24 protein-coding genes and 1 pseudogene are annotated in these 26,121 nt (G+C 61.3%); 16 read left to right on the top strand and 9 right to left on the bottom strand.

The genetic code is table 11. The features are described from left to right. Positions 1-26 precede the first annotated feature (26 nt). The 9 genes and pseudogenes from NKG60_RS04535 to NKG60_RS04495 all read left to right on the top strand — a co-directional run bounded on the left by NKG60_RS04535 (position 27) and on the right by NKG60_RS04495 (position 8,927). Complete coding sequence (locus NKG60_RS04535; protein ID WP_352662002.1) at positions 27-1,055, top strand: ABC transporter permease; 1,029 nt, start codon at positions 27-29, stop codon at positions 1,053-1,055. Then, complete coding sequence (locus NKG60_RS04530; protein WP_352661999.1) at positions 1,055-2,029, top strand: ABC transporter permease; 975 nt, start codon at positions 1,055-1,057, stop codon at positions 2,027-2,029. Before NKG60_RS04535 ends, NKG60_RS04530 begins: the two co-directional genes overlap by 1 nt. Beyond that, positions 2,019-3,044 carry an ABC transporter ATP-binding protein gene (locus NKG60_RS04525; RefSeq protein ID WP_352661996.1) on the top strand — a complete coding sequence of 342 codons (1,026 nt, stop codon included), beginning with the start codon at positions 2,019-2,021 and terminating at the stop codon, positions 3,042-3,044. Before NKG60_RS04530 ends, NKG60_RS04525 begins: the two co-directional genes overlap by 11 nt. After that, positions 3,041-4,031: pseudogene (locus NKG60_RS04520) on the top strand (ABC transporter ATP-binding protein). The gene NKG60_RS04525 and the pseudogene NKG60_RS04520 overlap by 4 nt, the downstream one beginning before the upstream one ends. Positions 4,032-4,356: 325 nt before the next feature. Beyond that, a complete protein-coding gene (locus NKG60_RS04515) occupies positions 4,357-5,565 on the top strand; it encodes an ABC transporter substrate-binding protein (RefSeq protein ID WP_352661990.1) in 1,209 nt (402 codons plus the stop codon). An 11-nt stretch (positions 5,566-5,576) separates the two neighbouring features. Beyond that, complete coding sequence (locus NKG60_RS04510; protein WP_352661987.1) at positions 5,577-6,350, top strand: ABC transporter ATP-binding protein; 774 nt, start codon at positions 5,577-5,579, stop codon at positions 6,348-6,350. Then, positions 6,343-7,053 carry an ABC transporter ATP-binding protein gene (locus NKG60_RS04505; protein WP_352661984.1) on the top strand — a complete coding sequence of 237 codons (711 nt, stop codon included), beginning with the start codon at positions 6,343-6,345 and terminating at the stop codon, positions 7,051-7,053. Before NKG60_RS04510 ends, NKG60_RS04505 begins: the two co-directional genes overlap by 8 nt. A gap of 7 nt (positions 7,054-7,060) precedes the next feature. Then, positions 7,061-7,948, top strand: coding sequence for a branched-chain amino acid ABC transporter permease (locus NKG60_RS04500; RefSeq protein ID WP_352661981.1), 888 nt, complete (start codon positions 7,061-7,063; stop codon positions 7,946-7,948). A 1-nt stretch (position 7,949) separates the two neighbouring features. After that, positions 7,950-8,927 carry a branched-chain amino acid ABC transporter permease gene (locus NKG60_RS04495; protein ID WP_352661978.1) on the top strand — a complete coding sequence of 326 codons (978 nt, stop codon included), beginning with the start codon at positions 7,950-7,952 and terminating at the stop codon, positions 8,925-8,927. A 19-nt stretch (positions 8,928-8,946) separates the two neighbouring features. Here NKG60_RS04495 and NKG60_RS04490 read toward each other — a convergent pair whose 3' ends face one another. Genes NKG60_RS04490 through NKG60_RS04475 form a run of 4 tightly spaced genes read right to left on the bottom strand, consistent with a single transcriptional unit; the run spans position 8,947 to position 12,979 of the window. Beyond that, entirely contained in the window at positions 8,947-10,125 is a 1,179-nt protein-coding gene (locus NKG60_RS04490) for an ABC transporter ATP-binding protein (protein WP_352974200.1), read from the bottom strand. After that, on the bottom strand, positions 10,118-11,260 hold the full coding sequence (locus tag NKG60_RS04485; RefSeq protein ID WP_352661973.1) for an extracellular solute-binding protein: 1,143 nt from the start codon (positions 11,258-11,260) through the stop codon (positions 10,118-10,120). The genes NKG60_RS04490 and NKG60_RS04485 overlap by 8 nt, the downstream gene beginning before the upstream one ends. 22 nt (positions 11,261-11,282) lie before the next feature. Beyond that, on the bottom strand, positions 11,283-12,104 hold the full coding sequence (locus NKG60_RS04480) for an ABC transporter permease (RefSeq protein WP_352661970.1): 822 nt from the start codon (positions 12,102-12,104) through the stop codon (positions 11,283-11,285). After that, positions 12,101-12,979 carry an ABC transporter permease gene (locus NKG60_RS04475; protein WP_352661967.1) on the bottom strand — a complete coding sequence of 293 codons (879 nt, stop codon included), beginning with the start codon at positions 12,977-12,979 and terminating at the stop codon, positions 12,101-12,103. The genes NKG60_RS04480 and NKG60_RS04475 overlap by 4 nt, the downstream gene beginning before the upstream one ends. 250 nt (positions 12,980-13,229) lie before the next feature. Between NKG60_RS04475 and NKG60_RS04470 the strand changes: the two genes are divergently transcribed. The 6 genes from NKG60_RS04470 to NKG60_RS04445 all read left to right on the top strand — a co-directional run bounded on the left by NKG60_RS04470 (position 13,230) and on the right by NKG60_RS04445 (position 20,190). Further along, on the top strand, positions 13,230-14,156 hold the full coding sequence (locus NKG60_RS04470; protein ID WP_352661965.1) for an ArsR/SmtB family transcription factor: 927 nt from the start codon (positions 13,230-13,232) through the stop codon (positions 14,154-14,156). A gap of 184 nt (positions 14,157-14,340) precedes the next feature. After that, positions 14,341-15,852: an arabinosylfuranosidase ArfA gene (arfA, locus tag NKG60_RS04465; protein ID WP_352661962.1), complete on the top strand. Its 1,512-nt coding sequence runs from the start codon at positions 14,341-14,343 to the stop codon at positions 15,850-15,852. Positions 15,853-15,901: 49 nt separating this feature from the next. Further along, positions 15,902-16,993: an ABC transporter ATP-binding protein gene (locus tag NKG60_RS04460; protein ID WP_352661959.1), complete on the top strand. Its 1,092-nt coding sequence runs from the start codon at positions 15,902-15,904 to the stop codon at positions 16,991-16,993. A gap of 19 nt (positions 16,994-17,012) precedes the next feature. After that, positions 17,013-17,930: a carbohydrate ABC transporter permease gene (locus NKG60_RS04455; protein ID WP_502903356.1), complete on the top strand. Its 918-nt coding sequence runs from the start codon at positions 17,013-17,015 to the stop codon at positions 17,928-17,930. Then, positions 17,927-18,775, top strand: a complete 849-nt coding sequence (locus NKG60_RS04450) for a carbohydrate ABC transporter permease (RefSeq protein ID WP_292653774.1) — start codon at positions 17,927-17,929, stop codon at positions 18,773-18,775. Before NKG60_RS04455 ends, NKG60_RS04450 begins: the two co-directional genes overlap by 4 nt. A 95-nt stretch (positions 18,776-18,870) precedes the next feature. Further along, a complete protein-coding gene (locus NKG60_RS04445) occupies positions 18,871-20,190 on the top strand; it encodes an ABC transporter substrate-binding protein (RefSeq protein ID WP_352974197.1) in 1,320 nt (439 codons plus the stop codon). 182 nt (positions 20,191-20,372) lie between these two features. On the opposite strand, the gene minE is transcribed toward NKG60_RS04445, so the two are convergent. From minE to minC, 3 genes are read right to left on the bottom strand one after another with little or no spacing between them, the layout of a single operon-like run. Further along, positions 20,373-20,645 (bottom strand): cell division topological specificity factor MinE, encoded by a 273-nt coding sequence (minE, locus tag NKG60_RS04440; RefSeq protein ID WP_352661950.1) that lies wholly within the window; start codon positions 20,643-20,645, stop codon positions 20,373-20,375. Continuing rightward, positions 20,642-21,457, bottom strand: a complete 816-nt coding sequence (gene minD, locus NKG60_RS04435) for a septum site-determining protein MinD (RefSeq protein WP_352661947.1) — start codon at positions 21,455-21,457, stop codon at positions 20,642-20,644. Before minD ends, minE begins: the two co-directional genes overlap by 4 nt. A 20-nt stretch (positions 21,458-21,477) precedes the next feature. Then, complete coding sequence (gene minC, locus NKG60_RS04430; protein WP_352661944.1) at positions 21,478-22,197, bottom strand: septum site-determining protein MinC; 720 nt, start codon at positions 22,195-22,197, stop codon at positions 21,478-21,480. A 238-nt stretch (positions 22,198-22,435) separates the two neighbouring features. Here minC and NKG60_RS04425 point away from each other — a divergent pair, with 238 nt between their 5' ends. Then, positions 22,436-23,296: an alpha/beta hydrolase gene (locus NKG60_RS04425; protein ID WP_352661941.1), complete on the top strand. Its 861-nt coding sequence runs from the start codon at positions 22,436-22,438 to the stop codon at positions 23,294-23,296. A gap of 93 nt (positions 23,297-23,389) precedes the next feature. Here NKG60_RS04425 and NKG60_RS04420 read toward each other — a convergent pair whose 3' ends face one another. Both NKG60_RS04420 and NKG60_RS04415 read right to left on the bottom strand, forming a co-directional pair. Then, entirely contained in the window at positions 23,390-24,496 is a 1,107-nt protein-coding gene (locus tag NKG60_RS04420; RefSeq protein WP_352661938.1) for a glycosyltransferase, read from the bottom strand. A gap of 10 nt (positions 24,497-24,506) precedes the next feature. Then, positions 24,507-26,057 (bottom strand): GumC family protein, encoded by a 1,551-nt coding sequence (locus tag NKG60_RS04415; protein WP_352974195.1) that lies wholly within the window; start codon positions 26,055-26,057, stop codon positions 24,507-24,509. Positions 26,058-26,121 lie beyond the last annotated feature (64 nt).

Raw genomic sequence — 26,121 nt, 5'->3', positions numbered from 1 at the left:
GAGATTTTTCCCAGGCAATCCTGTTCATGGTCAATGTCATTGCGGACCCGCCCGCCATCCCGGTTCGCCGGGCCACCGATGGCCCGTGGCGAACCGCGTGGCGCAAGCTGAAAGGCGATCGTTCGGCAATATCGGCCTTCGCCGTGCTCGTCGTCATCGTGATCGCCTCGCTCGCGGCGCCGCTTTATGCGCGATACGTCTCCGCCACCGATCCATTTGTGACCAATCTCAATGGCGAGATCGTCGTCGATGGGGTGACCCAGCCGGTGCTGCAGCCCTCCACGGAAGGCCTTGGCCTCGGCATGACGCCGATCGGGCCGACCTGGCGCATCGGCCCCTATATGCTCGGTGCCGACAACCAGGGCCGTGACGTGGTGGCGCGGCTGCTTTACGGCGGACGGGATTCGCTGTTGATCTCGGGTGCTGCAGCGGTGCTGTGCCTCGTGTTCGCGACATTCCTGGGGGTCGTTTCCGGCTTCTTCGGCGGCATCGTCGACATCGGCCTGTCGCGCATTCTCGACGTGCTCTGGGCCTTTCCGATTTTCCTGTTGGCGATTTCGTTGTCGATCGTGCTGATTGCGCAGAGCATCCAGATCGGTCCATTCGAAATCCGCTCCGGCAGCCTGTGGCTACCGGTCTTCATCATCGGCATCGTCTATGTGCCCTATGTGGCGCGGCCGATCCGCGGCCATGTCCTGACCTTGATGCATGCCGAATTCGTCACCGCTGCGATCGGCCTAGGCGCGTCGCCCTGGCGCATCCTTTTGCGCGACATCATGCCCAATGTGGTGACCCGCATCATCGTTTTCGTGCCGTTGATCCTGGCGCTCAACATGATGACGGAATCCTCGCTGTCGTTCCTGTCGATCGGCGTGCAGCCGCCGGATGCCAGCTGGGGCACGATCATCCAGGACGGCCAGGGCCTGCTCTATTCGCGGCCGGTCGTGGCACTGGCGCCGGGGCTAGCCATTGTCATCACGGTCCTGGCCCTCAACATTCTGGGCGACGGCGTGCGCGACGCGCTCGATCCGAAATCCTCGCCGAGGGGCGTCTAGTGGTTGCCGCGCTCGGCTTCCGGCTTGGTCAGATGGTGCTGGTCATGTTCGGCATCAGTGTCGTCGCTTTCCTGATCTTTTTTGCGACGCCCGGCGCTGATCCATCGGCGCGTATTGCCGGCCGCAATGCTTCGCAAGAGACGTTGATCCAGGTGCGCCACGATTTCGGTCTCGACCGGCCATTGCCGGTACAATATGGGCTGATGATGAACCGGCTTTTCGTCAGCCGCGATCTCACCTCCTTCGTCAATCGCGGGCAGCGCGTCATTCCGACCGTGATAAGCGCCATTCCCGTGACGCTGTCGCTGGTCGGCGGCGCGGCAGTGCTGTGGGTGCTGGGTGGACTGATTGTCGGGGTGATCGCAGGCGCAACGCGCGGGACATTCATCGATCGCGCGCTGATGATCCTGAGCTTGGTAGGCGTGTCGATTCCGGTCTTCTGGCTGGGCGAGGTCGCCAACCTGCTGACGCAAAGCCGCTGGCACGACAGTTGGCTGTTTTCCTGGGTTCCTCCGCTCGGCTACATCCCCCTGACCGAGAATCCCTGGGGCTGGTTCAAGGCGCTCGTCATCCCGTGGTTCACGCTGGCAACCCTTTATGTCGGCCTCTACGGCCGGGTGCTGCGGGCAAGCCTGATCGAGATGATGCAGGAGGATTTCATCCGCACCGCCCGGGCCAAGGGGATCGGCGAGCGGCGGGTGCTGCTACATCATGGCCTCAGGACCTCGCTGGTCGCATTCGTCACCATGTTCGGCCTCGATTTCGGTGCCCTGGTCGGCGGCGGCGCGCTGCTGACCGAAGTGGTCTTCGGACTGCAGGGCGTCGGAAAACTCACCTATGAGGCACTGCAGACGCTCGATCTGCCGATGATCCTGGCCACGGTGATCTACGCCGCCTTCTTCGTGGTGATGGCTAACTTCGTCGTCGACGTGGTCTTCGTCATCATCGACCCGAGGGCTCGCGATGTCGGCTGATGCTCCTCTTCTGGTGGTCAAGGACCTCACCGTCTCCTTCCGCAGCGACGAGGGCCTGGTGCGCGCGGTGGGAGGTGTTTCGTTCTCCGTCGAGCAGCGCGAGATCGTCGGTGTGGTTGGCGAATCCGGTTCGGGCAAAAGCCAGACCTTGCTCGCCATCATGGGGCTGATCGACAGCCCCAACGCTATAGTCTCCGGTTCCATCCGTTTCATGGGACAGGAGCTGATCGGGCTCAAGCGACGTGCGCTCGATGCCATTCGCGGCCGCCAGATCGCGATGATCTTCCAGGATCCGATGTCGGCGCTCACCCCGGTGCATACCATCGGCAATCAGATCAGCGAGCAGGTGCGCGCGCATGAAAAAGTGTCGGCGAAAGCGGCACGGGCGAGGGCCGTGCAATTGCTGGACGCGGTCGGCATCGCAAATCCGGATCGGGTCGTCGACAGCTACCCGCACCAGCTTTCCGGCGGCATGCGCCAGCGTGCGGTGATTGCCATGGCGCTCTCCTGCAACCCGGTGCTGCTCGTCGCGGATGAACCGACTACAGCCCTCGATGTTACGGTGCAGGCGCAGATCCTCGAACTGATCGGACGATTGCGCGACCAGTTCGGTTCCGCGGTGATCCTGGTCACGCACGATCTTGGCGTCGTCGCCGAAGTCGCGGACCGGGTACTGGTGATGTATGGCGGACGCTTTGTCGAGGAGGGCGGCAAGAGCAGCGTGTTCCGGGCGCCGCTGCATCCCTACACATGGGGCTTGTTCGGCTCGATCCCGCCGATGGAGGGACCACGTCCAGCCCGGCTTGCTGCCATTCCGGGAATTCCGCCCTCGCTCTCCAACCTGCCGAAAGGCTGCGCCTTCGGCCCCCGCTGCGCCTTTCGCCACGACGCCTGCCTGGCTGAGCTGCCGATCATGCAAGGCGAGAGCCATCGCGCCGCCTGCCGGTTGCCGGAGCCTACGCGCAGGCAATTCGCTGCCCAGAGGCCTGGCGGCGTGGTGGAGATGCAACGATGAATGCCATGCCACGCGAACGTCCGCTGCTTCGTGCCGGCGACCTGTCGAAGCGCTATAGCGTCGGCCGCTCGATCTTCCCGGCGCGGCGCCGGACCGTGCATGCGGTCGATACGGTGTCGCTCGACATCTGGCCCGGGGAGACCCTCGGCATCGTCGGCGAGTCCGGTTGCGGCAAATCCACGCTTGGCCGGTGTCTGGTGCGTCTGACCGAAATCAGCTCGGGGTCGCTGGAATTCGAGGGCCGCGACATCAGCGACGCTTCCCAGCGTCAGCTCCGTCCGCTGCGGCGGCAGATGCAGATGGTCTTCCAGGATCCCAGCGCTTCGCTCAATCCGCGCCGGCGGGTCGGCGATCTTCTGGCCGATCCGTTCCGCATCCATGAACGCCTCTCGGCATCGGAAATGGCGGACCGCGTGGCCGAGCTCCTGCGCCGGGTCGACTTGTCGCCCCAGCACGCATCGCTATCCGCACGAATTCTCCGGCGGCCAGCGCCAGCGTATCGGCATCGCCCGCGCGCTGGCGCTGCGGCCACGACTGATCGTGGCCGACGAGCCGGTCTCGGCGCTCGACGTGTCGATCCAGGCGCAGATCGTCAATCTGCTCGCCGACCTGCGCGAGGAGTTCAACCTGACTTATGTCTTCATCGCTCACGACCTTTCCGTGGTGCGTCAGATCTCGAGCCGTGTGGCGGTGATGTATCTGGGATCGATCGTGGAGAGCGGGCCGACCGACGAGGTCTTTGCGGCGCCCAGACACCACTACACCGCGGCGCTGCGTTCCGCCGTGCCGATACCTAGCATCGACCGGGCGCGGCGCGGCCGGCTGGTGCTCAAGGGTGACCTGCCCAGTCCGATGAGCCCACCCTCGGGGTGCCGGTTCCACACCCGTTGCCCGGCTGCCACCCCGATCTGCCGCAGCGAGCGTCCGCTTCTCCAAAGCATTGGCGAGGGCCGCCTGGTTGCTTGCCATCATCCAGCCGACGGTTGACGATGGGAATTCTCGTTCAGCGATATCGGATCAGGACCGTTCAGCCGTAATCGCCCTTTCGGCGAGGATAGAGGCCGATCTGGACGCCGCACGATCCGGCGCTATCTTGCGCTTCGGCGGCCGGGCATCGCGAATGCCTAATACTAAAGTAACTGTTCTCGCGTTGCCGAGCGATGCTACGATTTGAAGGACGGGCATAGGCGGCCGTATAGCGCTGCGCGATCTGGCGCCGGAGAGGACGGAATGTGGGAGGCCACTCTTCGTGCCGCAGCAGGCAGCCGCCGACATGATTCCTGGTTGTCGACCATAAGGGAGGAAGTCACCAATGAAGATATCGTACCTGGTCTCGGCCGCGCTTCTTGCAGCGACTGCGATGCCTGCCGCAGCCGCCGAGATTTCCGACGGCAAGGTCAAGATCGGCATTCTCAACGACCAGTCGGGCGTCTATGCCGATTTCGGCGGCAAGTGGTCGGTCGAGGCCGCCAAGATGGCGGTCGAGGATTTCGGTGGCAAGGTGCAAGGTGCGCCGGTCGAGATCGTCAGCGCCGACCACCAGAACAAGCCGGACATCGCCTCCAACATTGCGCGGCAGTGGTATGACACCGAACAGGTCGATTCCATCATGGAACTGACCACCTCCTCGGTGGCGCTCGCCGTTCAAGGGATTTCTAAGGAAAAGAAGAAAATCGACATCGTCACCGGCGCGGCGACCACCGAGCTAACCGGCAAACAGTGCTCGCCCTATGGCTTCCACTGGGCCTACGACACGCATTCGCAGGCAGTGGGGACCGGTGGCGCTCTCGTCCAGCAAGGCGGCGACAGCTGGTTCTTCGTCACAGTCGATTATGCATTCGGATATTCGCTCAAGGAGCAGACCGCAAAGTTCGTCGAGAGCCATGGCGGCAAGGTGGTTGGCGAGGTGCGTTACCCGCTCGGCTCGACCGACTATTCATCCTTCCTGCTGCAGGCGCAATCGTCGGGCGCCAAGGTCATCGGCCTGGCGAATGCCGGCCTCGACACCTCCAACTCGATCAAGCAAGCGGCCGAATTCGGTATCGTGCAGGGCGGCCAACGTCTTGCAGCCCTTCTGTTCACGCTGGCCGAGGTGCATGGGCTCGGCCTCGAGGCAGCGCAAGGCGTGGTGCTGACCGAAGGTTTCTACTGGGATCGCGATGACAAGAGCCGCGATTTCGCCCAGCGGTTCTTCAAGCGCACCAACCGCATGCCGAACATGATCCAGGCCGCCACCTATTCAGCGGTGACCCAGTATTTGAAGGCGATCGACAAAGCCGGCACCGATGGAACCGAGGCGGTCGCCAAGGAATTGCATGCGATGCCGGTGAACGACGTCTTTACGGCAAACGGCAAAGTGCAGGCGGACGGCAACATGGTTCACGACATGTATCTTTATCAGGTCAAGTCGCCGAGCGAGAGCACCAAGGAGTGGGACTATTACAAACCGCTCGCCACGATCCCCGGTAACGAGGCGTTCCTGAGCGCCAAGGAGAGCGGCTGTCCCACGGCCGGCGAGTGATTGGCGGACCGATGCCGCCGCCTGAACCGAATGAGCCGCGGGTAGTGCTTTCCGCCCGCGGTTTGCGGCGCGACTTCGCCGGCTTTGTTGCGGTCAGGAATGTCGATCTCGACCTCTACCACGGCAATATCCACGCACTGATCGGACCTAACGGTGCCGGCAAGACCACCGTCTTCAACCTGCTCACCAAGTTCCTGCCGCCGACCAGCGGCAGGATCGAACTGCTCGGCCACGACATCACCCGCACCTCGCCGGCCAAGGTCGCGCGGATGGGCCTGGTGCGCTCGTTCCAGATATCGGCGGTGTTTCCGCATCTCAGCGTGCTCGATAATGTGCGCGTTGCGCTGCAGCGGCCGGGCGGGCTCAGCGTTCAGTTCTGGCGCTCGCTGGCGGCCCTCGACCGGTTGACGCCGCGCGCCGAGGAGCTTTTGCGGTCGGTCGGCCTCGACGATGCCAAGAACAGGCCCGCCGCCGATCTCTCCTATGGCAGGAAACGCGTGCTCGAGATCGCCACGACGCTGGCGCTCGACCCGAAAGTGCTGCTGCTCGACGAGCCGATGGCCGGCATGGGGCATGAGGATGTGCGCACAGTTTCCGACATCATCCGCTCGGTCGCCAAGGAGCGCGCGGTGCTGATGGTCGAGCACAATCTGACTGTTGTAGCCGATCTTTGCGACTGGATAACCGTCATGCAGCGCGGCGAAATCCTTGCCGCCGGCGACTACGCCACGGTCAGCCGCGACGAGCGGGTGAGGATCGCCTACATGGGCACCGCCGATGAGTGATGCCGCGCCGCTGCTCGCAGTCCGCGGCCTCAACGCCTGGTATGGCGAGAGCCATGCGTTGCATGGCGTCGATCTAGAGGTCTTTCCAGGTGAAACGGTGACGTTGCTGGGCCGCAACGGCGTCGGCAAGACCACGACATTGCGCGCCATTATCGGGCTGATTCGCCAGCGGACCGGGCAGATTTTTTTCGACGGCAAGGATTTGATGCGCCTGCCGTTGCACCGGACCGCGCATCAAGGCATTGGCCTGGTGCCGGAGGAACGCGGCATCTTCGCAACATTGACCGTGGACGAGAATTTGGTCTTGCCGCCGATCGTCGCCGAGGGTGGCATGAGCGTGGAGGAAATATTCGATCTCTTCCCCAATCTGAAGGAGCGCCGCAACAGCCCCGGCACCAGGCTGTCGGGCGGCGAACAGCAGATGCTGGCGATCGCGCGCATGCTCAGAACCGGCGTGAAAATGCTGCTTCTCGATGAGCCGACCGAGGGCCTGGCTCCGGTCATCGTGCAGCGCATCGGCGATCTGCTGGCAACGATGAAAAAACGCGGCATGACGATCCTGCTGGTCGAGCAGAATTTCCGCTTTGCCAGCCGCGTCACCGACCGTTTCTACCTGATGGAGCACGGCAAGGTCGTGGCGGGCTTTCCGGTCGGCGAACTGCCGGATCGCATGACGCTGCTGCATGAAGTGCTGGGTGTATGATGGCGCCATGATGATGATCTTCGGAATACCCGTTCAGGCATTCCTCGGCCAATTGCTGGTCGGCCTCATCAACGGCTCGTTTTACGCAATGTTGAGCCTGGGCCTGGCTGTCATATTCGGCCTGTTGCGCGTCATCAATTTTGCCCACGGCGCGCTCTATATGCTCGGCGCCTTCATCGGCTACCTGCTTCTCACCCGGTTCGGCATCGGCTACTGGCCGGCTCTGATCCTGTCGCCGCTGATCGTCGGCGGCTTCGGCGTCGTGGTCGAGCGCCTGGCGCTGTCGAGGCTTTACGACATCGACCCGCTCTACGGGTTGCTTTTCACCTTTGGCCTCGCGCTCGTGCTCGAAGGAGTGTTCCGTTACTACTATGGCGTATCGGGAAGCCCTTATTCCGTGCCGCCGCTGCTCTCCGGGGGAACCAATCTCGGCTTCATGTTCCTGCCTAATTACCGCGGCTGGGTGGTGGTCGCCTCGATGATCGTCTGTTTCGGCACCTGGGCGCTGATCGAGAAGACCAGGCTGGGCTCCTATCTGCGCGCGGCAACGGAGAACCCCGGCCTGGTGCAGGCTTTCGGCGTCAACGTGCCGTTGCTGCTGACCCTCACCTACGGCCTCGGCGCCGCTCTTGCCGGGCTTGCAGGGGTTCTCGCCGCGCCGATCTATCAGGTGAGCCCGCTGATGGGATCTGACCTCATCATCGTCGTCTTCGCCGTCGTCGTGGTCGGCGGCATGGGATCGATCCTCGGGGCGATCGTCACCGGTTACATGCTTGGCCTCGCCGAAGGCCTGACCAAGGTTTTCTATCCCGAAGCCTCCAATCTGGTGGTCTTCGTCATCATGGCGATCGTGCTTCTGGTCCGGCCAGCCGGCCTGTTCGGAAGGGATGCCTGAGATGGCCGAACTCTCACTTCGCGAGACGCGCGGCAAAAGTTCGGTATGGCTTGAATGGACGCTGGTGGGGCTCGGCATCCTGGCGCTGCTGGTGGCGCCTTTCTTCGTCTATCCGATCTTCCTGATGAAGATGCTGTGCTTTGCGCTGTTTGCCTGCGCGTTCAACCTTCTGCTCGGCTACACCGGGCTGTTGTCCTTCGGCCACGCGACATTCTTCGGCGGGGCGGCCTATTTTACCGCATACGCGGTCAAGGTCTGGGGCTGGCCGCCGGAAGCGGGCATCCTGCTCGGTGTCCTGGGAGCCGCGCTGCTCGGCCTTGTGATGGGCTTCTTTGCCATCCGCCGGCAAGGCATCTATTTCGCCATGATCACGCTGGCGCTGTCGCAGATGTTTTTCTTCTTCTGCGTGCAGGCGCCGCTCACCGGAGGTGAGGACGGCATCCAGGGCGTGCCGCGCGGCAGGCTACTTGGAATGCTCGACCTGAACGTCTCGATCAACATCTATTATTTCGTGCTGGTGGTCTTCCTGATCGGCGTGTTCGCCATCTGGCGCATCATCAACTCGCCTTTCGGCATGATCCTGCGTTCCATCCGGGAAAACGAGAGCCGGGCCATTTCGCTGGGGTATTCCGTCGCCAACTACAAGCTGGCGGCTTTTGTCATGTCGGCAACATTGGCCGGGCTGGCCGGTGCGCTCAAGGCGATCGTTTTTCAGTTTGCCACACTCACCGACGTCACCTGGCAGATGTCGGGCGAGGTGATCCTGATGACGCTCCTCGGCGGCATCGGCACCATGGTCGGGCCGATCATCGGCGCCAGTCTGGTCGTCGGCCTGGAAAACACGCTCGCCACCTCCAATTTTCCGGTGACCATCGCCACCGGCCTGACCTTCATGGTCTGCGTGCTGGTTTTCCGGCGCGGTATTGTCGGTGAGTTCTATGCGCGGTTTCTCGGACCAAAGGGTGACGCGAAAGACTGAACGGCTCGGTTCCGCCTCGCTATGCGATGCGTAAACCTTGCGCGTCGAGAAGCACGCAGCCCAGCGGATCGAAGCAGACATCGACCGTTTCGCCTTCACGCAGCGGCTGGCCATCGATCAGCGTGTTGGCGCGCACCAGCGTGCCGGCGCCGATGTCGATCTCGTAGACCGCATTGCCGCCGAGATAGGAGGTCGAGACGATCCGTCCCGCCAGCCTGTTGGCAGCACCTGATGTACCGACGGTGAGCTTCTGCGGGCGAACGACGACGGTGACCGCGCTGCCAATCGCGAGCGCCTTCGGCGCGGCTGCTTTTACCACATGGCCGCTGGCCAGCGCGATCGTTGCCATCTTGCCGTCTATCACTGTCACGCTGCCGGGCAGCATGTTGGCCTTGCCAAGGAAATTGGCCACGAATGCGGTGGCCGGCTGGTCATAGACCTGCGCGGGGGAGCCGATCTGCTCGATCAGGCCGGCGTTCATTACAACGATATGGTCGGACATCGACAAGGCTTCTTCCTGGTCGTGCGTCACGAAGATAGCGGTGATGCCCGTCTCCCTCTGGATTTTCTTGATCTCGACGCGCATGTCCTCGCGCATATTGGCATCGAGCGCCGACAAGGGCTCGTCCAGCAGCAGCACTTCCGGCTCGAAGACGATGGCGCGGGCCAGTGCGATGCGTTGCTGCTGGCCGCCCGAAAGCTGTGACGGCAGCTTTGTCTCACTGCCGGGCAGCCGCACCATATCCAGCGCCTTCTTGACCCGGCGCACGATTTCCGGTTTCGGCACGTTCCGGTATTTCAGGCCGAATGCGACGTTGTCGAAGACGTTCTTGTGCGGAAAGAGCGCGTAGTTCTGGAACACCAGACCAATGTTGCGCTTGTAGATCGGGATGTCGTCGACCCGCTTTCCGCCGATCGAGATCTGGCCACCGGAGATGTCGACCAGGCCCGCGATCGATCGCAGGATCGTCGTCTTGCCGCACCCGGACGGCCCCAGCAAGGTGACGAAACTACCCTTGCGGATCGCCAGTGAAAAATCGCGCACAGCGGCGAACTTGCCGTAGAAAATATCGATGTCGCGAAACTCGACCGCAGGCTTTTCTATAGGCTGCTGCCTCTCGCTCTGGGCGAGCGGGTCGCCATCAGCCCCGGCCGAAGCCGGCCGGGGCTGATGGTCGTGGCTGTTGTCGTTATGCACCTTTCGACACCCTGTCCCATTGCTTGGTCCAGGCGTCTTCGTTCTTCGCCCAGTAGAGCGGATCGGCGAAGGTCAGCGACTTCATCGATCCGGTCGGGTCGAAGGCCGGAAGTGCCGCGATCTTGTCGGTCAGCTTCACCTTGGTCGGGTCAAGCGATGGCGGATAGTTCTGGCCCTCGGCGACGGCGATCGACGTGGCCGGATCCAGCATGAAGTTGATCAGCTCCTCGCATTCGGCCATGGGCGAACCCTTGAGCACCAGCATGTCCTCCATCCATGCGTATGAGCCGGCAGGGTCGAGATAGCCGATCGGCTGGCCCTGCTGCTGCAGGGCGGCGACACGTCCTGACCAGGCGTCGGTGACGACGATCTCGTTGCGCGACAGGAGGTCCATGAGTTCCGCGCCGGAACTCCAGAACTTCTTGGCCAGGTCGCGGGTCTCGCGAACTTTGGCCCAGACCGCATCCATGTCCTGGATGTTGTTGGGGTCTTGTTTCGTCTGCAGCGCCGCATACCAGACGCGCGTCGTCATATCGGCGTAGCCGCCGATCTTGCCAGCATATTTCGTGTCGGTAAGCAGGTTGGCGCCCTTTTCCTTGGCTTCCTCCGGCGAGATGACCTTGTTGTTGTAGGCGATGCCGGTGGTGCCGTAATCATATGGCACTGCCGACAGCTTCGGCGTGATCTTGCGGAATGGCTCGATCATGGCGGTCAGCACATTCGCCATGTTCGGAATGTTCGCCTCGTTTATCTCCGAATTGAAACCGCCATTGACGTATTTGATGTAGTAGTTCACGCCGGAAGAATGGACGATCTGGAAGTCGCCCGGCTTCGACGTCTTGATCTTGGTGATGATCTCGTTCTCGTCGCCAAAGGTGCCCTGGACGACCTTGACCTTGGACTTGGCGGTGTAAGGCTGGAACGCGTACTTATCGATCGCCTCCTGCACCACGCCGCCCCATCCGTCGAAGCGCACTTCCGAAACCGCGGCCAGCGCCCGACCCGTCCAGGGCATGGAAAGCCCGGTGGCGGCGGCAGCGGCGGCCGTCAGGGTCAGGAATGATCGCCGGCTGATGTCGCCATTGGCATAGCGTTCGTTGAGCCGTTCCAGTCGTTTGGTGGTTGTCAGTTTCATTTCCATTCTCCCATTTTCATTTTCACTTGCCTGCCTTGAACCAGGTGAGGCTTTGCAGGATGAGCCCGCCAGCCAAGGGAATGCCGACCGTCAAAAGGATCATGACGGTCCCGAGCGCGTTCACCTCGGGGCTGATCGAGATCTTCAGCATCGAAAGGATTTGCGTCGGCATGGTCTCGACGCCCGCCGGCCGCCAGAACAGGCTGGCCGAGGTGTTGTCGAACGAAATGGTGAAAGCGAGCAGAACACTGGCAAGCACTGCGGGAATGAGCAGCGGCAGCGTGATCTCGCGGAATGTCGACACACGCGGCGCCCCGAGCGAAAGCGCCGCCTCCTCATAGGAACGTTTTATGCCGACCATACGCGCCTGGACGATCAGCACCACGTAGGGGAGCGTGAGCAGAATGTGGCCGAGCACCAGCAGCGTCATGCTGCGCGGCTGGTCGACGGCTTTGATCATGACCAGCAGGCCGACGCCGAGTATCGTTTCGGGGACCAGCGCGGGAAGAATGACAAGCGTGTTGATCGCCTGCTTGCCACGGAACTCGAAGCGCACCAGCGCCAATGCCGCCATGATGCCGAGCAGCGTCGTCACCGTTGCCGTCACCAGGGCAATCCACATCGATGTCCTGAAGGCGTCGAGAACCGGCTCGTTGGTGAGCAGCTTCTCATACCATCGCAGGCTGAAGCCGGTAAGGGGAAAGCCGCCGAACATCGAGGCGTTGAAGGAAAGCACGATCGTGGCGAGGATCGGCGCAAACATAAAGACGTAGACGCATACCGTGATCGCGCCGGTCAGCCGCCACGCCCATCTGCCTTCGCGATCGGGATGATCCGCTCTCATGCACTGAGGCCCTTCATGATCTGCGATAGGCCCATATAGCGGCTGTAGGCGGCCGCGGCCGCGCCGAGCAGGACGAACAGGACGATGGAAAGCGTGGCGCCCATCGGCCAATTGAGCTGCCCCATGATGGTATCGTAGATCAGGTTGCCGAACAGCGCATCGCGGCTGCCGCCGAGCAGCTGCGGCGTCACGTAGGAGCCGGCCGCCAGCACGAAGCAGAGCAGCAGCCCGGCGCCCAGCCCCGGCATCGATAGCGGCAGGGTCACTTCGCGGAACGCCTGCGCGCTGGTACAGCCCATCGAGCGGGCGGCGGCGATCAGCGTGCGGTCGATACTTTCCAGGCTGACATAGATGTTCAGGATCATATAGGGCAGCAGAAAATGCAGCAGCCCCATGATGACGGCGCCCTCGGTGTAGAGCATCGGCAACGGCTCGTTGATGACCCCCAGCCTGATGAGCGCGACGTTGATCAGCCCCTGTTCGCCGAGAATATGGATCCACGAGAACGTCCGGATAGTGAAGCTGATCCAGAACGGCACGATGAGCAGCAGCAACAGCAGCCATTTGTGCCTGAAGGTCGTGGCCCAGATGAAATAGGCGGGGAAATAACCAAGGATCGCGCAGATCACAGCGGTGATGGCGCCGACGCGAACGGTCTTCCAAAGAAAGCCGTGATAGTAACTATCGGTGAGGAATTCCTTCCAGTTGTCGAAGGTCAGCACCGCCGACTCCACCCCCGCGGTGACGAAGGTGAAAAATGTGTAGACCGTCATCATCGCGATTGGCAGCAGCAGAAGCAGGGTGAGCAGCAAAAGCGCAGGCGCGACGAGGACCCAGGCCAGTCGCTGATCGTATAATTTCCACCCTTTGGTCACGATCCGTCCAACCGGTTAAAGTGCAAGCCGCCATCACCGGGCTCGGCTCCGGACTAGATTGGGCGATAGGCGTTCAGGTGTCCACTCTGCATATGGCTCCTGCACAAATTCTGTGCAGGGCCACCGTACGACCACCGGCCTTGCTGGATTCAACAAATTGCTCGGCGTCCTGCCTGCGCATTGATTAAATCAGATATCCCGATATACAGGATAATTTCGGATATAGATTTTGCATAGGTCGGGCAATTTCATGAGTCGCAATTTTCTGGTGATAGAACCTGAGGAAGGCATTGCGGTGCTCAAGGGGCTTGCCTCCTCGGCGCGGATCTCGATGCTGAAACTGCTGCATGAGAAGGGGCCGATGAATGTCAACGAAATCGCCGCCGTGCTGTCGCTGCCGCAGTCGACCGTCTCAACCAACATCCAGGTGCTGGAGGATGCGGGGCTGATCCGCACCGAGAACCTGAAAGCGAAGAAGGGCAGTCAGAAAATCTGTTATCCGACGGCCGAAGAAGTGCTCGTCGTGTTCAAGAGCGAATATCGTGCGGTCAAGAACGACGCGATCGAAGTGTCGATGCCGATCGGGCTTTACACCAGCTTCGAGGTTACCGCACCCTGCGGCCTTTGCTCGCCGGACGGCATCATCGGCCTGCTAGATGTTCCCAACACTTTCCTCGATCCGGACCGCATGAAAGCCGGTCTGCTATGGTTCACGCGCGGTTTTGTCGAATACCAGTTCCCCAACAATGCCAAGCTCGCCAATGCCGAGATCACCGGACTCGAAGTGGCGATAGAGCTGTCCTCGGAAGTGCCGGGCACCAGCGCCGATTGGCCCTCGGACATCACGCTGACGATCAATGGCGTCGATGTCGGCACCTGGACGTCGCCAGGGGATTTCGGCGACAAGCGCGGCGTCTTCACGCCCTCCTGGTGGAAGCTCAAGGGCTCGCAATACGGCAAGCTGAAGAACTGGCGAATTGCCAATGACGGCACCTATGTCGACGGCCTCAGGATTTCAGAAACCGGCCTCGCCGCACTCGATCTGAAGAGCCATCATTCAATCCGCGTCCGTATCGGCGTCAAGGACGACGCCAAGCGCCCCGGCGGGATCAACATTTTCGGCAAGGGCTTTGGAAATTACGATCAGGACATCCTGCTCAGGATCAAAACTGGTTGATATCATGAAACCGGGTTCTGAAGATAACGCAGCAATTTCAACTAGCTGGCTTTCTGCCGTGCCAAAGCGTTCGTCTAATTGTCCTACATTTGGGTATTTTGGCTTGACGAAGGGCTGCCAATCCCGCTTTGATATCGGGCAAGATGATTTAAATCATCGTTTGTGATATCGATGGGAGGAATGCATGAAGGCAGCCGTTACGGCTCATCCGCATTATGTTGTCTCGGAAATCGATCCGAGGCTCTACGGATCCTTCATCGAGCATCTGGGGCGAGCAGTTTACACCGGCATCTACGAGCCGGGCCATCCGACAGCGGATGCCAACGGCATGAGGCAGGACGTCATCGATCTCGTCAGGGAACTCAATGTTCCGATCGTCCGCTATCCCGGCGGCAATTTCGTCTCGGCCTACAATTGGGAAGACGGCATTGGCCCCAAGGAACAGCGCCCGGTCCGCCTCGACCTCGCCTGGCACACATCGGAAAGCAACGAAGTCGGCCTGCATGAATTTGCCGATTGGTGCACCTCCGCCAACACCGAGATGATGCTTGCCGTCAATCTCGGCTCGCGCGGCCTAGACGAAGCCCGCAACCTGCTGGAGTACGCCAACCATCCCGGCGGCAGCAAATGGAGCGACAGGCGCATCGCCAACGGCCGCAAGGAGCCCTTCGACGTCAAGCTCTGGTGCCTCGGCAATGAAATGGATGGCCCCTGGCAGATCGGCCACAAGACCGCGGATGAGTATGGCCGCCTGGCGCATGAGACGGCCAAGGCCATGCGCGCCTTCTCCAAGTCACTCGAGCTGGTGGTCTGCGGCTCTTCGAATGCCAAGATGCCGACCTACCCTGAATGGGAAGCGACGGTTCTCGACCATACCTACAACGAGGTCGACTACATCTCGCTGCACATGTATTTCGATAACGAAGCCAACGACGCTCCGAACTATCTCGCGATGAGCGAAAAGCTCGACGACTACATTGTCTCGGTGGCCGGCGTCATCGACTATATCAAGGCCAAGAAGCGCTCCAACAAGCAGGTCTACATCTCGTTCGACGAATGGAACGTCTGGTACCATTCCAAGGAGCAGGACAGGAAGATACTCGGCGGCAGCAACGGCTGGCCGTTCGCCCCGCCGTTGCTCGAAGACATCTATAATTTCGAGGATGTGCTGCAGGTCGGCCTGATCCTCAACACCTTCATCCGCCGTTCCGATGTCGTCAAGATCGCCTGCCTGGCACAACTGATCAATGTCATCGCGCCGATCATGACCGTTCCGAATGGCCCGGCATGGCGGCAGACGATTTTTTATCCCTATCTGTTTGCTTCTAACTATGGCCGCGGCAATGCGCTGGATCTCAAGGTGGAAAGCCCGACCTACAAATCCAGCGTTGCGGGCGACGTCGCCTATGTCGACGTTGCCGGCGTGCACGACAGGCAAACCGGCCACGTCACCTTCTTCGCCGTCAACCGCCATTCGAGCGAGGCAATCGAAACAGTGGTCGACCTCACCGGCTTCGGCGCGGCGGAGATCGTCGATCACCAGGTGATGGCACACGCCGATCTGAAAGCCGTCAATTCGGCCGAAAACCCTGGCAATGTCGGCCCCAGGAAAGGTGAGGGCGCCTCGCTCGCCGGCGGCAAGCTGAGCCTGTCGCTGCCGGCGTATTCCTACCAGGTCATACGCCTGAGGCTCTGAGTTCAGGCGGATCATCGAGAAAGCGCAAACGCTGAGGAGGAGCGTCGACGTGACGGCCGATATCGAGATCAGGAACGTGAGCAAGCAGTTCGGTGCCATGACGGTGCTGGACCATCTGTCGCTCTCCATAAGGGCACGCGAATTCATCGTGTTCCTGGGCCCGTCCGGCTGCGGAAAATCGACGCTTCTTCGAATGATCGCCGGGCTCGAAGCTGTCGATAGCGGCGAGATTGCCATCAACAACGAGCGCATCGATCATTTGCCGCCGGGCAAGCGCGGCATTGCGATGGTGTTCCAATCCTATGCGCTTTATCCGCATATGACGGTGCGCGACAACATGGCCTTCGGCCTTGCGAATATCGGCGTACCAGGCAAGGTCATCGAGGCGCGCATCAATGAAGCCGCCCGCATCCTGGAAATGCCGCATCTGCTCGATCGCAAGCCGGGCCAGCTCTCCGGCGGTCAGCGCCAGCGCGTCGCCATCGGCCGTGCGATCGTCAAGGAGCCGAAGGCCTTTCTGTTCGACGAGCCGCTCTCCAATCTCGATGCGGCGTTGCGCACCCGTACCCGCATCGAGCTTGCCCAGCTTCACCAGCGGCTGCAATCGACGATGATCTTCGTCACCCACGACCAGGTCGAGGCAATGACGCTCGCCGACCGCATTGTCGTCATGAACAATCGCAAGATCGACCAGATCGGTACCCCGATGGAGATCTACGAGCGCCCGGCGACCAAATTCGTCGCGGGTTTCGTCGGCGCGCCGGCGATGAACTTCGTCGATGCGACACTCGACAGATCGGGCAAGAACGCCACGGCCAGCTTTGCGGACGGCATATCGGTGCAGACCGAGATCGCCTCCAGCCAATTGACCGACGGCAAGTACACTTTCGGCATCCGTTCTGAAGACGTGCGCATCGTTGCCGCCGGGCAGGGCAATGCCGACGGCGTCGTCGATGTGCTCGAGCGGCTCGGCGAACGCACCCTGATCTACGCGCGGCTGGGCGATGGCCAGCAGATCGTCGGCTCGGATGCCGGCAACAGCCGCGTCGCCGTCGGCGACAGAATCGGGCTCGCCTTTGACGGCCAGAAATCGCATCTGTTCAACGAGACCGGCCGCGCCTGGCATGCGAGGGAGGCCTGAGATGGCTGACCGGCTGGCGATGTCCCCGACCGCGACGCTGGCTGTCGGCGTCAGAGCCCGTACTGCCGACATCTATGCGCCGCAATGGCGAAACTTCATTTTCGTTGCGCCATTCTTGTTCTTCTTCACCACGCTGCTGCTCTTCCCGCTGCTCTGGGGGATGTGGCTGAGTTTCCACAAGGCCGACACGTTCTCGTCCGGAAATTTTGTCGGTCTCGGCAATTATGCCAGGCTGTATCACGACAAGGTTTTCCTGCAATCGATCTGGAACACCTTCTATTTCGTGCTTCTGACGGTACCGACGCTGGCGCTGATCGGCCTTTTCCTGGCGCTTTGCCTCAACCGCCGCACGCGCACTGCGGCGGTTTTGCGGACGCTGTTCTTTTCCTCGTCGGTGCTGTCGGTCACCATCGTCACGCTGATCTGGCGCATCGTCTTCATTCCGAATGTCGGCCTGTTGTCGACGATCTACGGATGGTTCGGCGCGACCGCACCGGCCTTCATTTCCGATCCCAGCCTGGCGATGATCGGCATCGCCATTGCCACCGTCTGGTGGTGCATCGGCCTGCCGATGATGCTCTTTCTCTCGGCGCTGCAGCAGATTCCACAGGATATTTATGAGGCGGCAGCCCTGGACAATGCCAATCGCTGGCAGACGCTACGCTCGATCACGCTGCCGTCGATCAAGCGGACCTTCATCCTGGTGATCATCATCCAGATCGTGCTGCAATTTCAGCTGTTCGGCCAAGCCTGGCTGATGACGCGCGGCGGTCCGAACAACCTGACCAAGCCGATCGTGCTCTACATCTACGATACCGCATTCCGTCGCTGGGATCTCGGCCTGGGCGCCGCTGCATCGGAAATCCTGTTCATCCTCATCCTGATTGCGGCCATGGCCCAGTACCTGGTGACACGCAGCAGGGGAGACCAGGCATGAGCGCTCCAGCCACTTCCATCAAGGGACGGGCATTTGGCGACCATGTGCTATTAGCCCTCGTCATCCTGCTTTCGATCGTCATGATCGCGCCGGTTCTGTGGGTGATCGGCCTGTCGCTCAAGGACAATGCCGAGTTGATGGCCGATCCGAATTCGGTGTTTCACGCGCCTTATACGCTGAAGAATTATATCAACACCGTCGGCACCTCGTCGGTGTTCATCTGGGTGCGCAACAGCATCATCGTCTCGGGCGGATTGACGCTCGGCACGTTGATCCTGTCGTCGCTCGCCGGCTACGGCTTTGCACGGCTGAATTTCCCCGGCCGAGACGTGCTGTTCGTGATTGTGCTGTTCGGCCTGGCGGTCCCGGAGCAGGCCGTGCTCGTCGCCCGCCACCAGATCTTCAGCATGCTGAAGTTCCACAACACCTATCAAGGGCTCATCCTGCCGGGCCTTTCGGCTCCGTTCGGTGTCTTCCTGATGACCCAGTATTTCAAGGCCATCCCGAAGGAGCTGGACGAAGCCGCCATGCTCGATAACGCCAGCCGGCTCAGGATTTTCTGGAAGGTGCTTCTGCCGCTCACGCTGCCTGCGCAGGCAACGCTCGGCATCTTCACCTTTCTCGGCGCCTGGAACGATTACTTCTGGCCGCTGATTTCGGCGACGAGGAAGGACATGTTCACGCTGACGGTCGGCATGGCCTCGACCCAGACCAATTTCGCCCAGTCCGAAGGCATCGGCTTCCTGATGGCGCAGGCGGTGTTTGCCGGTGCACCGATCCTGATCGTCTACCTGTTCTTCCAGAAATACATCGTCACGGCGGTCTCCGGCGCTGCGGTGAGATAACGAAGATTGCCTGACGGCCGGGGGGAATGCGCAGCAATTGAAGCACGAAAGCCAATCCAGGGTGGAGCGGCGGAAACTCAGTAGGAGGAACTGATATGAAACTGAAGAAAATACTGTTTGCCGCAGTTTCTGCGGGCGCAATGATGCTCGCAGCTCCAAGCTTCGCCGCCACGGAACTGAGCGTGCAGCGCTTTTTCGGCGCCTGCGATGCCGATTTCGGCACCAACACCGATCCCACCAAGGCCGTTGGCGAATGCGGCATCATCACCTCGCTGATCAACAAGCTCAATGCCGACAATCCCGATGTTCACGTCAACGTCACCACCGTGGAATGGCCCGGCTATGATCAGCTGACCGCGCAGTTCGCTTCAGGTGACGCTCCGGACATCGTCACGATCCATGAATCCGTACTGTCGGATTATCAGTCGAAGGGCCTGTTGATGCCGCTCGACGATCTCTTGAAGTCGGTCGGTGTGACACCCGACGCCTTCACCGACGCAGCGCACAATGGCGCCACCAAAGACGGCAAGATCTATGGCCTGCCGATCGACAGCTGGACGATGCTCTATCACGTCAACATGGATCTTTTCAAACAAGCCGGCCTCGTCAATGCCGATGGCACGCCGATTTTTCCAAAGTCGCCCGAGGAACTGCTCGCCCAGGCCGAACAGTTCAAGCAGAAGACGGGCAAGCCTTATTTCGTCCAGAACCTGGCCAATGAGACTGCACTCTACACACGCAACCTCTACACCTATCTTTTCCAGCAGGATTCCGATTTCTTCGCCGATCCGAAGCATGTGAAGTTGAATACACCGGAAGCCAAGAAGGTCGTCGAGCTGTACAAGGCGATCTTCGATAAGGGTTACACCACCAAGGATCTCGACTATGGCGGCTCGATCAACGCCTTCCTTGCCGGCGAGGGTGGCGTCCACCTCAACGGCACCTGGGTGGTGGGCGACTACAACGCCCAGTCCGAGACCAAGGGAACGGCGCTCAACAAGGGCGGCTATGCGGTCTATCCGTATCCGCAGCTGTTTGGCGGCACCCACGCGCAGTATGCCGACGGCCACACCTGGGCCGTTTCGCAGAAAGACCGCACGCCTGAACAGGTCGCGGCCATCGGCAAATTCCTGAAGTTCTTCGCCGACAACGACTTCGAATGGTCGCGTACCGGCCACCTGCCGGCCTATAAGGCCGTCATCACCTCGGACGCCTTCAAGGCCCTGCCGCATCGCAACACGATCTCTGCGGTCGCCGACCTCGGCAAGCCGCTGCCGTCCGCCGTACAGCGTCAGTTTGCGATCCAGGACATCATCGGCGAAGAGATGAGCGCAGCAATCAGTGGCCAGAAGGACGTCGACACCGCCCTTGCCGACATGGAAAGCCGCGTCAACGAATTGCTCGCCAACATCTGATCACGGGTTTCGAAAGGCCCTCCCAAAGCGCCCCGCGGCTGGAAACGGCCGCGGGGTTTTGGTGAGGAAATGGTTATTATCCTCGAGTTGCGCGACTTGCCGGTGGCAACCGGCTCAAGCACGCCAACCACGGCGCCGCAACCTCGGCAGCAGCCGACGCAAGCCCTGCCTGGAAGATTCCGTTAGAATGCCGCGGCCATGGGCATTGCGACCTTGTTGGGGATCTGGATGTCGATCTCCAATCTCGACGTCGTTTCGCCGTGATCCATGCTCACCTGCAGGAAATTCTGGTCGACCTGAACATGCCGGGCGATCACCGCCATGATCTCCTCGCGCAACACGGAGACGAGATCGGGCTGGTTGCGGCTGCGGCGCTCGTAAGCCAACAGCAGTTGCAAGCGCTCGCGCGCCACCGGCGCGCTGCCGCGGCGCTTGAAGATATCGAGCAGGTTCATGCTGCCCTCCTTCCCAACAGCCGGTCGAGAAGGCCCCTCCGCTCGAAAGGCAGAATGACCGGCAGGTCCTCGCCCTCGAGTCTTCGTGCCGCGTCGATATAGGCGCGTGCGGCGGGGTTGGTGTTTTCGCTGAGCGTAACCGGCGCGCCCACATTGGATGCGCGCAGCACGTCCTGGCTCTCGGGAATTATTCCCAGCAGAGGCGTCGACAGAATCTCGAGCACGTCATCGATGCTGAGCATCTCGCCGCGGGCAGCGCGCGCAGCGTCGTAGCGCGTGACGAGCACGTGTTTGGCAATCGATTCACCTTGCTCGGCTTTCATCGTCCTGGAGTCGAGCAGGCCGATGATGCGATCGGAATCGCGGACCGAGCTCACCTCCGGGTTGGTGACGATTACCGCCTCGTCGGCAAAGCGCATGGCAAGTTGCGCGCCCCGCTCTATGCCGGCCGGGCTGTCGCAGAAGACGTAGTCGAAAACCGATCGCAGCTTGTCGATGACATCGGCGACGCCGTCCTCGGTGAGGGCATCCTTGTCGCGCGTTTGCGAGGCGGGCAGCAGGAACAGCGTTTCGAGTCGTTTGTCACGGATCAGCGCCTGCGAGAGTTTGGCGGTTCCCTGAATGACGTTGACGATATCGAAAACAACGCGCCGCTCGGCACCCATGATCAGATCGAGGTTGCGCAGGCCGACGTCGAAATCGACGAGGGCCACTCGCTTGCCGGTTTTCGCGACCGCGGCGCCGAGAGCGGCCGTCGAGGTCGTCTTGCCGACACCCCCCTTGCCGGATGTGACAACCACTACCTTGCCCATAATTTGTGCCTCCAATGTTGTTAGTTGAGCGGTGCGACGCAAAGTGCGCCGTCCTCGAGAAAGGCCTGTACCGGCCTTCCTCGCGAGGAGGCGTCCATTTCCTCGGCGGTGCGGTACCAGCCGTCTACCGCCAGAAGTTCGGCTTCGTTTTTCCGGCAAAAGATGCGAGCCGCGGAATTTCCCGTGGCGCCGGCGAACGCACGTCCACGCAGCGTGCCGTAGACGTGGATCGATCCTCCGGCGATGATCTCGGATCCGGAACTGACAGAGCCGACAATGACCACATCGCCATCGGGGTGAAAGATCGACTGGCCGGAGCGGATCGGTGCCTTGATCATCAATGAGTTCGGCGCCTGCGGCTCTTCCGTCTTGGCCTCAGCGGCGGCCTTCGGGTCCGGCTGCACGTAAAGCGCATCAGCGGTGGCCTCCTTGGCGCCAACGAGGAGCGGCGGCAGATCGGCATCGAGAGCAACATTACCATCGGCCTCGATCGCGTAAATGCGAATCCCGCGCTCCGCGAGCTGTGAGACCAGATCCCGCATCTCGCCCACCTCGGGCTTGAGCATATTCAGATCGAGCACGACTGGACGGCCGGCAAAGAAGCCGGGAGAGTTTTCGGTCCAGTGATCGAGGCTTTGCAGCCATTCCCCTAACGGGGCCTCAGGGGTGAGGGTGAAGGCTACGAACGAGCGCGCTCGAAAGCGTATGGACTTGTTTTGGATGGGAGCGACGCAGGTCACAGAGGCGAGTCCTTACTGATTGGTTAAGGCTAGCCGGGCATGGTTAACGAAAAGTTAATGGCGGCTTCCCGAGGCGTTGGCGGAGGCATTCTTTTTGCCTCCGATCGTCCCGCCTGCGCCCTGCTTCCGGTGCACGACGAGGTCCTCCTCGCGGCTGCCTGGAGGCGTCTCCAGTTCACGAGGTCGGCCGACCGGTATATTGTTGCCGGAATGCCGGGCGTATTAAGGAGTTATCGATTTGACAAGCGTTGCGAGGGGGTCTGTCGCGGATCGCGGTCGCGCTACCTATGACCTTGGCGCGACCGCCATCTTTGCTTCCAAATCAGACCCGCGCTTTCATTATTGCCTGTATGTCCCTCCCGCAGTGGGGGAAGGGGCCAAAGTCGATCTGATGGTCGCCATCCATGGCACCGGCCGCACCTCTTTTCTTGGATTCCGCGACGCGTTTTCCGAGTTCGGACGCTGGAACGGCTGCGCCGTTTTGTGTCCGCTGTTTCCCATCGGCGTTCTCGGCGATGATGCCCGCAGCGGGTACAAATATATCCTCGAGGGCAACATACGCTACGATCAGGTGCTGCTCGCCATGGTTGAGGAGGTCAGCGCCAAATACAGTCAGGATTGGAGCCGCTTTGCCATGTTCGGATTTTCCGGCGGCGGGCATTTCACGCATCGTTTTGCTATCCTGCATCCCGACAGGCTCTGGGCGGCCTCAATCGGTGCGCCAGGCTCGGTGACCTTGCTCGATCCGACGCGTGACTGGTGGGTGGGCATTCGCGATCTGCCGGAGAAGTTCGGCACCACCTTCGATGCCGCAGCGCTGGCAAAAGTGCCTTTCCAGATGATCGTCGGCGACGCTGACCTGGAGACTTGGGAAATCACTCATGTCCAAGGCAGCACCCATTGGATGCCGGGCGCCAACGATGCGGGGCTAACACGGCCGGAACGCCTCATGGCATTGTGTCGATCGTTCGAGGAGGCGGGTGCGCGCGTGCGCTTCGATTTGCTGCCAGGCATATCTCATGAACGGGATGCGGTTCTCGATTCGGTCAAGGATTTCCTCGCCCAACAGCTCAAGGAACGACGGAACGCCTCACCATGAATCGTTGCGCCCCGGCCCGTGAAGATTTTGCGGCGATCAACACTCGACCACGTAGATCGCATCCAACCGCGACCCTGCTGCCGTGACCGACAACTAGAGCAACGCTTCGTACTGATCGCCAATCTTTTCGACTGCGAAATCCGCCGCCCTGCTTTTCAGCACGGCAGCAGGGGTGGGGTGGTCCAGCATCTCGGCCATCGCCTTCGCCAGGGCCGCGGCGTCACCGACCGGCACCAAGGTGCCGAAGCGGCCGTCACCGAGTATTTCGCGCGGGCCATGCGGAGCATCGGTAGAGATTATGGGGACACCTGCAGCCATGGCCTCGACCAACACGTTGCCAAAGCCTTCGCTGGTGGATGTAAGGACGAACAGATCGGTTGCGGCATAGCAGGCTGCGGGATCGTTGACGTAGCCGGCAAAGAGCACGTGCGCGCCGATGCCGGTCTCTTCGGCATAGGCGTGCAATTCGGCAGCCAGCGGACCTTCGCCGAAGATGACAAGCCGGGCAGGGCGGCGGGCACGCAGGGCAGCGAAGGCCCGCAGCAAAGTCCGGTGGTCCTTGACCGGCACCAGGCGCCCGGCGGTGGCGATGACCGGGCCATCGCCCATTGCCGCCAACGCTGCCTGCCAGGCATAGGAAATCCCCTGCGGTGATTCAGCCGGCGACAGCGGGTTGTTGATGACGACGACCCTGGATTCGGGGAAACCGCGGGCGATGATGTCACGGCCGACACCCGCCGAAACGGCGATGGCTTTGGTTGTACGCGCTGCAACCAGCGCGGAAAGCCAGATCGCCAGCCTCGCGCCGAGGCCGCTGGCAGGCAGCGAGGCGGCGGCGTGGAAGCTTGGAAAGAATTTTGCCCGGCTTCTAGCCAGCATGAGTGACAGCGCCATCACCAGATTGGCGAATTCCGGGGCGCTATAGACCGCATCAGGGTCAAGGTGGCGGAACAAATTTGCGCTTCGCACTATGCCTTTCAGCGTCGCCGACTTGGCGTAACCCTCGCCGCGCAAGAGAAGGCCGAAGTCGACCAGATGCACGGCGGCGGAGCGCAGCGCGGCGTTAGGGCCTTCCGCGTTCCAGGTAAAAAGCGTGACCTCGTGGCCACGCGACGCCAGTTCATTTGCCATCAGGACGAAGACACGTTCGGCGCCGCCGCCCCTCAGGCTGGCGATGTGGAAAACGATGCGCTTCGCCATGCCCTGTGCTTCAGGCTCGGCTGGCGGCAAGGCCTGATCGGTTCGGCGGCCGGCGCATGTCGCGGATGATGCCCATGCCGATGGCCAGCAGCATGCCCAGGGCAAAGCCTGCGAACGCTCCTGCGCCTGCCACCAGGGAAGGGCGCGGTGGCCATGAGCGCCCTGGTGGCGGCACCGCGGTCGAAATCACCTGTACGTTTGTGGTGTCGATCTGCTCGCGCTCGCTGATTTGGCGCGCACGTGACAGGAAGCTCTCATAGACGGCTCTCTTGGAGGCGGCATCGCGTTCAAGTTCACGCAGGGCGACTTCGGACTCGCTGTCGGTGAAAACATTGCTTTTCAGATCGTTCATCCTGGCGTTGAGAGAAGCCAACGAGGCCCTGGCCTTGTCCAGGCTGGCCTTTGCCGTGCCGACGGTGCGGGAGAACTCGGCCCGGAGTTGCGAGTTGACGGTCTCGAGTTCCGTCCTGAGTCTCACAATCGTCGGGTGGCGCGGACCGAAGGTCATTGACTGTGAGTCGATCTGCTGCCGCAGGCTGTTTGACCTGTCGCGCAGCGCTGCGAGTGCCTCCGAAACCGTGGGGTCGGGATTGGCTCCATTGATACCGGAGGCAACCAGGGCGTCATAGCTTGCCTGCGCGGCGATGACGCGCGATTGCGCATCGACGATTTCGCCATTGAGCTGCGTCAGCGTCTGCGAACTGACGAGTTGGCCGTTGCTGGACGACAGGTTGTGGCTGCGCCTGTAGCTCTCGACCTTCTCTTCGGCAGCCTGCACGTCGCTCTTGAGTTGGCCAAGCCGGCTGTCAAGGGCAGCCGCGGCACGGCTGGCGCCGGCAGCTTCGGCCTTGGCCAATTCTTCCTGGAAGTTTTTGACTATGGCCTGCGAGATCAGGATCGCCTTGGCGGTGGTTTCCGCAGATACCGAGAGGGTTGTGACAAACGAGGTCGGGTCCGCGATGGCGTCTACCCGATCCGCCAGGTTCTTCAAGGCGATGAGCCTCGGGTCGGGCTTCGCCACAGCGCCGGACGAGGATGTGCTCCGGTCCGGATCGAAAAACTCCGGATCGTGAGTCAGATTCAGTTCGTCCACCACACGGGAAAGCACGTTGCCCGAGGTCAGGATGCGCTGCTTGCTGCGCGTGCTGAGCAACTGGCTATCGACCTGACCCGGTTGCGAGTAGAGGTCGTTTTCCACAACCTGCAAATTGGATGGGTTGATGAGGACCTCCGTCGTGACGGTGTAACGCTGTTTACTGAGCAACGCATAAGCACCGCCGACAATGCCGCCGATTACCGCCAGCATCAACGCCAGGGCGAGGCCGGCCCGCAGCCAGACGAACAGGCGTCGAAAATCGAGCTCGAGGAAATCGCCGATCTTGTCCAGTGTCACCGTCGCGACTGGCTCTGGAGCTTGCGGCGTCACCGGCGCGGAGCTTGGCGCCGCGACCGGGCCACGCTGTTGCAGCATTGCCCTGCGCCGTGCATTGGCGATACGCTCGAATGCACTGTTGTTGGAAGCCGTCGCGGGGATAGGGGGTGTGCCGGAACCGGCAGACATGGTGACAACCCTTGTTAAATCATTACGCTTGGCCTGCTCTACAGAAACATCGTTAACATCTTAT

The organism is Mesorhizobium sp. M1428 (genome assembly GCF_040317515.1).
Classification (GTDB): domain Bacteria; phylum Pseudomonadota; class Alphaproteobacteria; order Rhizobiales; family Rhizobiaceae; genus Mesorhizobium.
The sequence above is the reverse complement of the archived record's forward strand: the minus strand, read 5'-3'. Positions and strand labels throughout refer to the sequence as shown.

Bases quoted from the DNA above. Each gene is read 5' to 3' on its own strand.
- NKG60_RS04450 (WP_292653774.1), top strand. From the start codon at position 17,927: ATGAGCGCTCCAGCCACTTCCATCAAGGGACGGGCATTTGGCGACCAT.
- NKG60_RS04455 (WP_502903356.1), top strand. From the start codon at position 17,013: ATGTCCCCGACCGCGACGCTGGCTGTCGGCGTCAGAGCCCGTACTGCC.
- NKG60_RS04485 (WP_352661973.1), bottom strand. From the start codon at position 11,260: ATGAAACTGACAACCACCAAACGACTGGAACGGCTCAACGAACGCTAT.
- NKG60_RS04500 (WP_352661981.1), top strand. From the start codon at position 7,061: ATGATGATGATCTTCGGAATACCCGTTCAGGCATTCCTCGGCCAATTG.
- NKG60_RS04515 (WP_352661990.1), top strand. From the start codon at position 4,357: ATGAAGATATCGTACCTGGTCTCGGCCGCGCTTCTTGCAGCGACTGCG.
- NKG60_RS04420 (WP_352661938.1), bottom strand. From the start codon at position 24,496: ATGGCGAAGCGCATCGTTTTCCACATCGCCAGCCTGAGGGGCGGCGGC.
- NKG60_RS04445 (WP_352974197.1), top strand. From the start codon at position 18,871: ATGAAACTGAAGAAAATACTGTTTGCCGCAGTTTCTGCGGGCGCAATG.
- arfA (WP_352661962.1), top strand. From the start codon at position 14,341: ATGAAGGCAGCCGTTACGGCTCATCCGCATTATGTTGTCTCGGAAATC.
- minD (WP_352661947.1), bottom strand. From the start codon at position 21,457: ATGGGCAAGGTAGTGGTTGTCACATCCGGCAAGGGGGGTGTCGGCAAG.
- NKG60_RS04415 (WP_352974195.1), bottom strand. From the start codon at position 26,057: ATGTCTGCCGGTTCCGGCACACCCCCTATCCCCGCGACGGCTTCCAAC.
- NKG60_RS04480 (WP_352661970.1), bottom strand. From the start codon at position 12,104: ATGAGAGCGGATCATCCCGATCGCGAAGGCAGATGGGCGTGGCGGCTG.
- NKG60_RS04470 (WP_352661965.1), top strand. From the start codon at position 13,230: ATGAGTCGCAATTTTCTGGTGATAGAACCTGAGGAAGGCATTGCGGTG.
- NKG60_RS04525 (WP_352661996.1), top strand. From the start codon at position 2,019: ATGTCGGCTGATGCTCCTCTTCTGGTGGTCAAGGACCTCACCGTCTCC.
- minE (WP_352661950.1), bottom strand. From the start codon at position 20,645: ATGAACCTGCTCGATATCTTCAAGCGCCGCGGCAGCGCGCCGGTGGCG.
- NKG60_RS04495 (WP_352661978.1), top strand. From the start codon at position 7,950: ATGGCCGAACTCTCACTTCGCGAGACGCGCGGCAAAAGTTCGGTATGG.
- NKG60_RS04535 (WP_352662002.1), top strand. From the start codon at position 27: ATGGTCAATGTCATTGCGGACCCGCCCGCCATCCCGGTTCGCCGGGCC.
- NKG60_RS04510 (WP_352661987.1), top strand. From the start codon at position 5,577: ATGCCGCCGCCTGAACCGAATGAGCCGCGGGTAGTGCTTTCCGCCCGC.
- NKG60_RS04505 (WP_352661984.1), top strand. From the start codon at position 6,343: ATGAGTGATGCCGCGCCGCTGCTCGCAGTCCGCGGCCTCAACGCCTGG.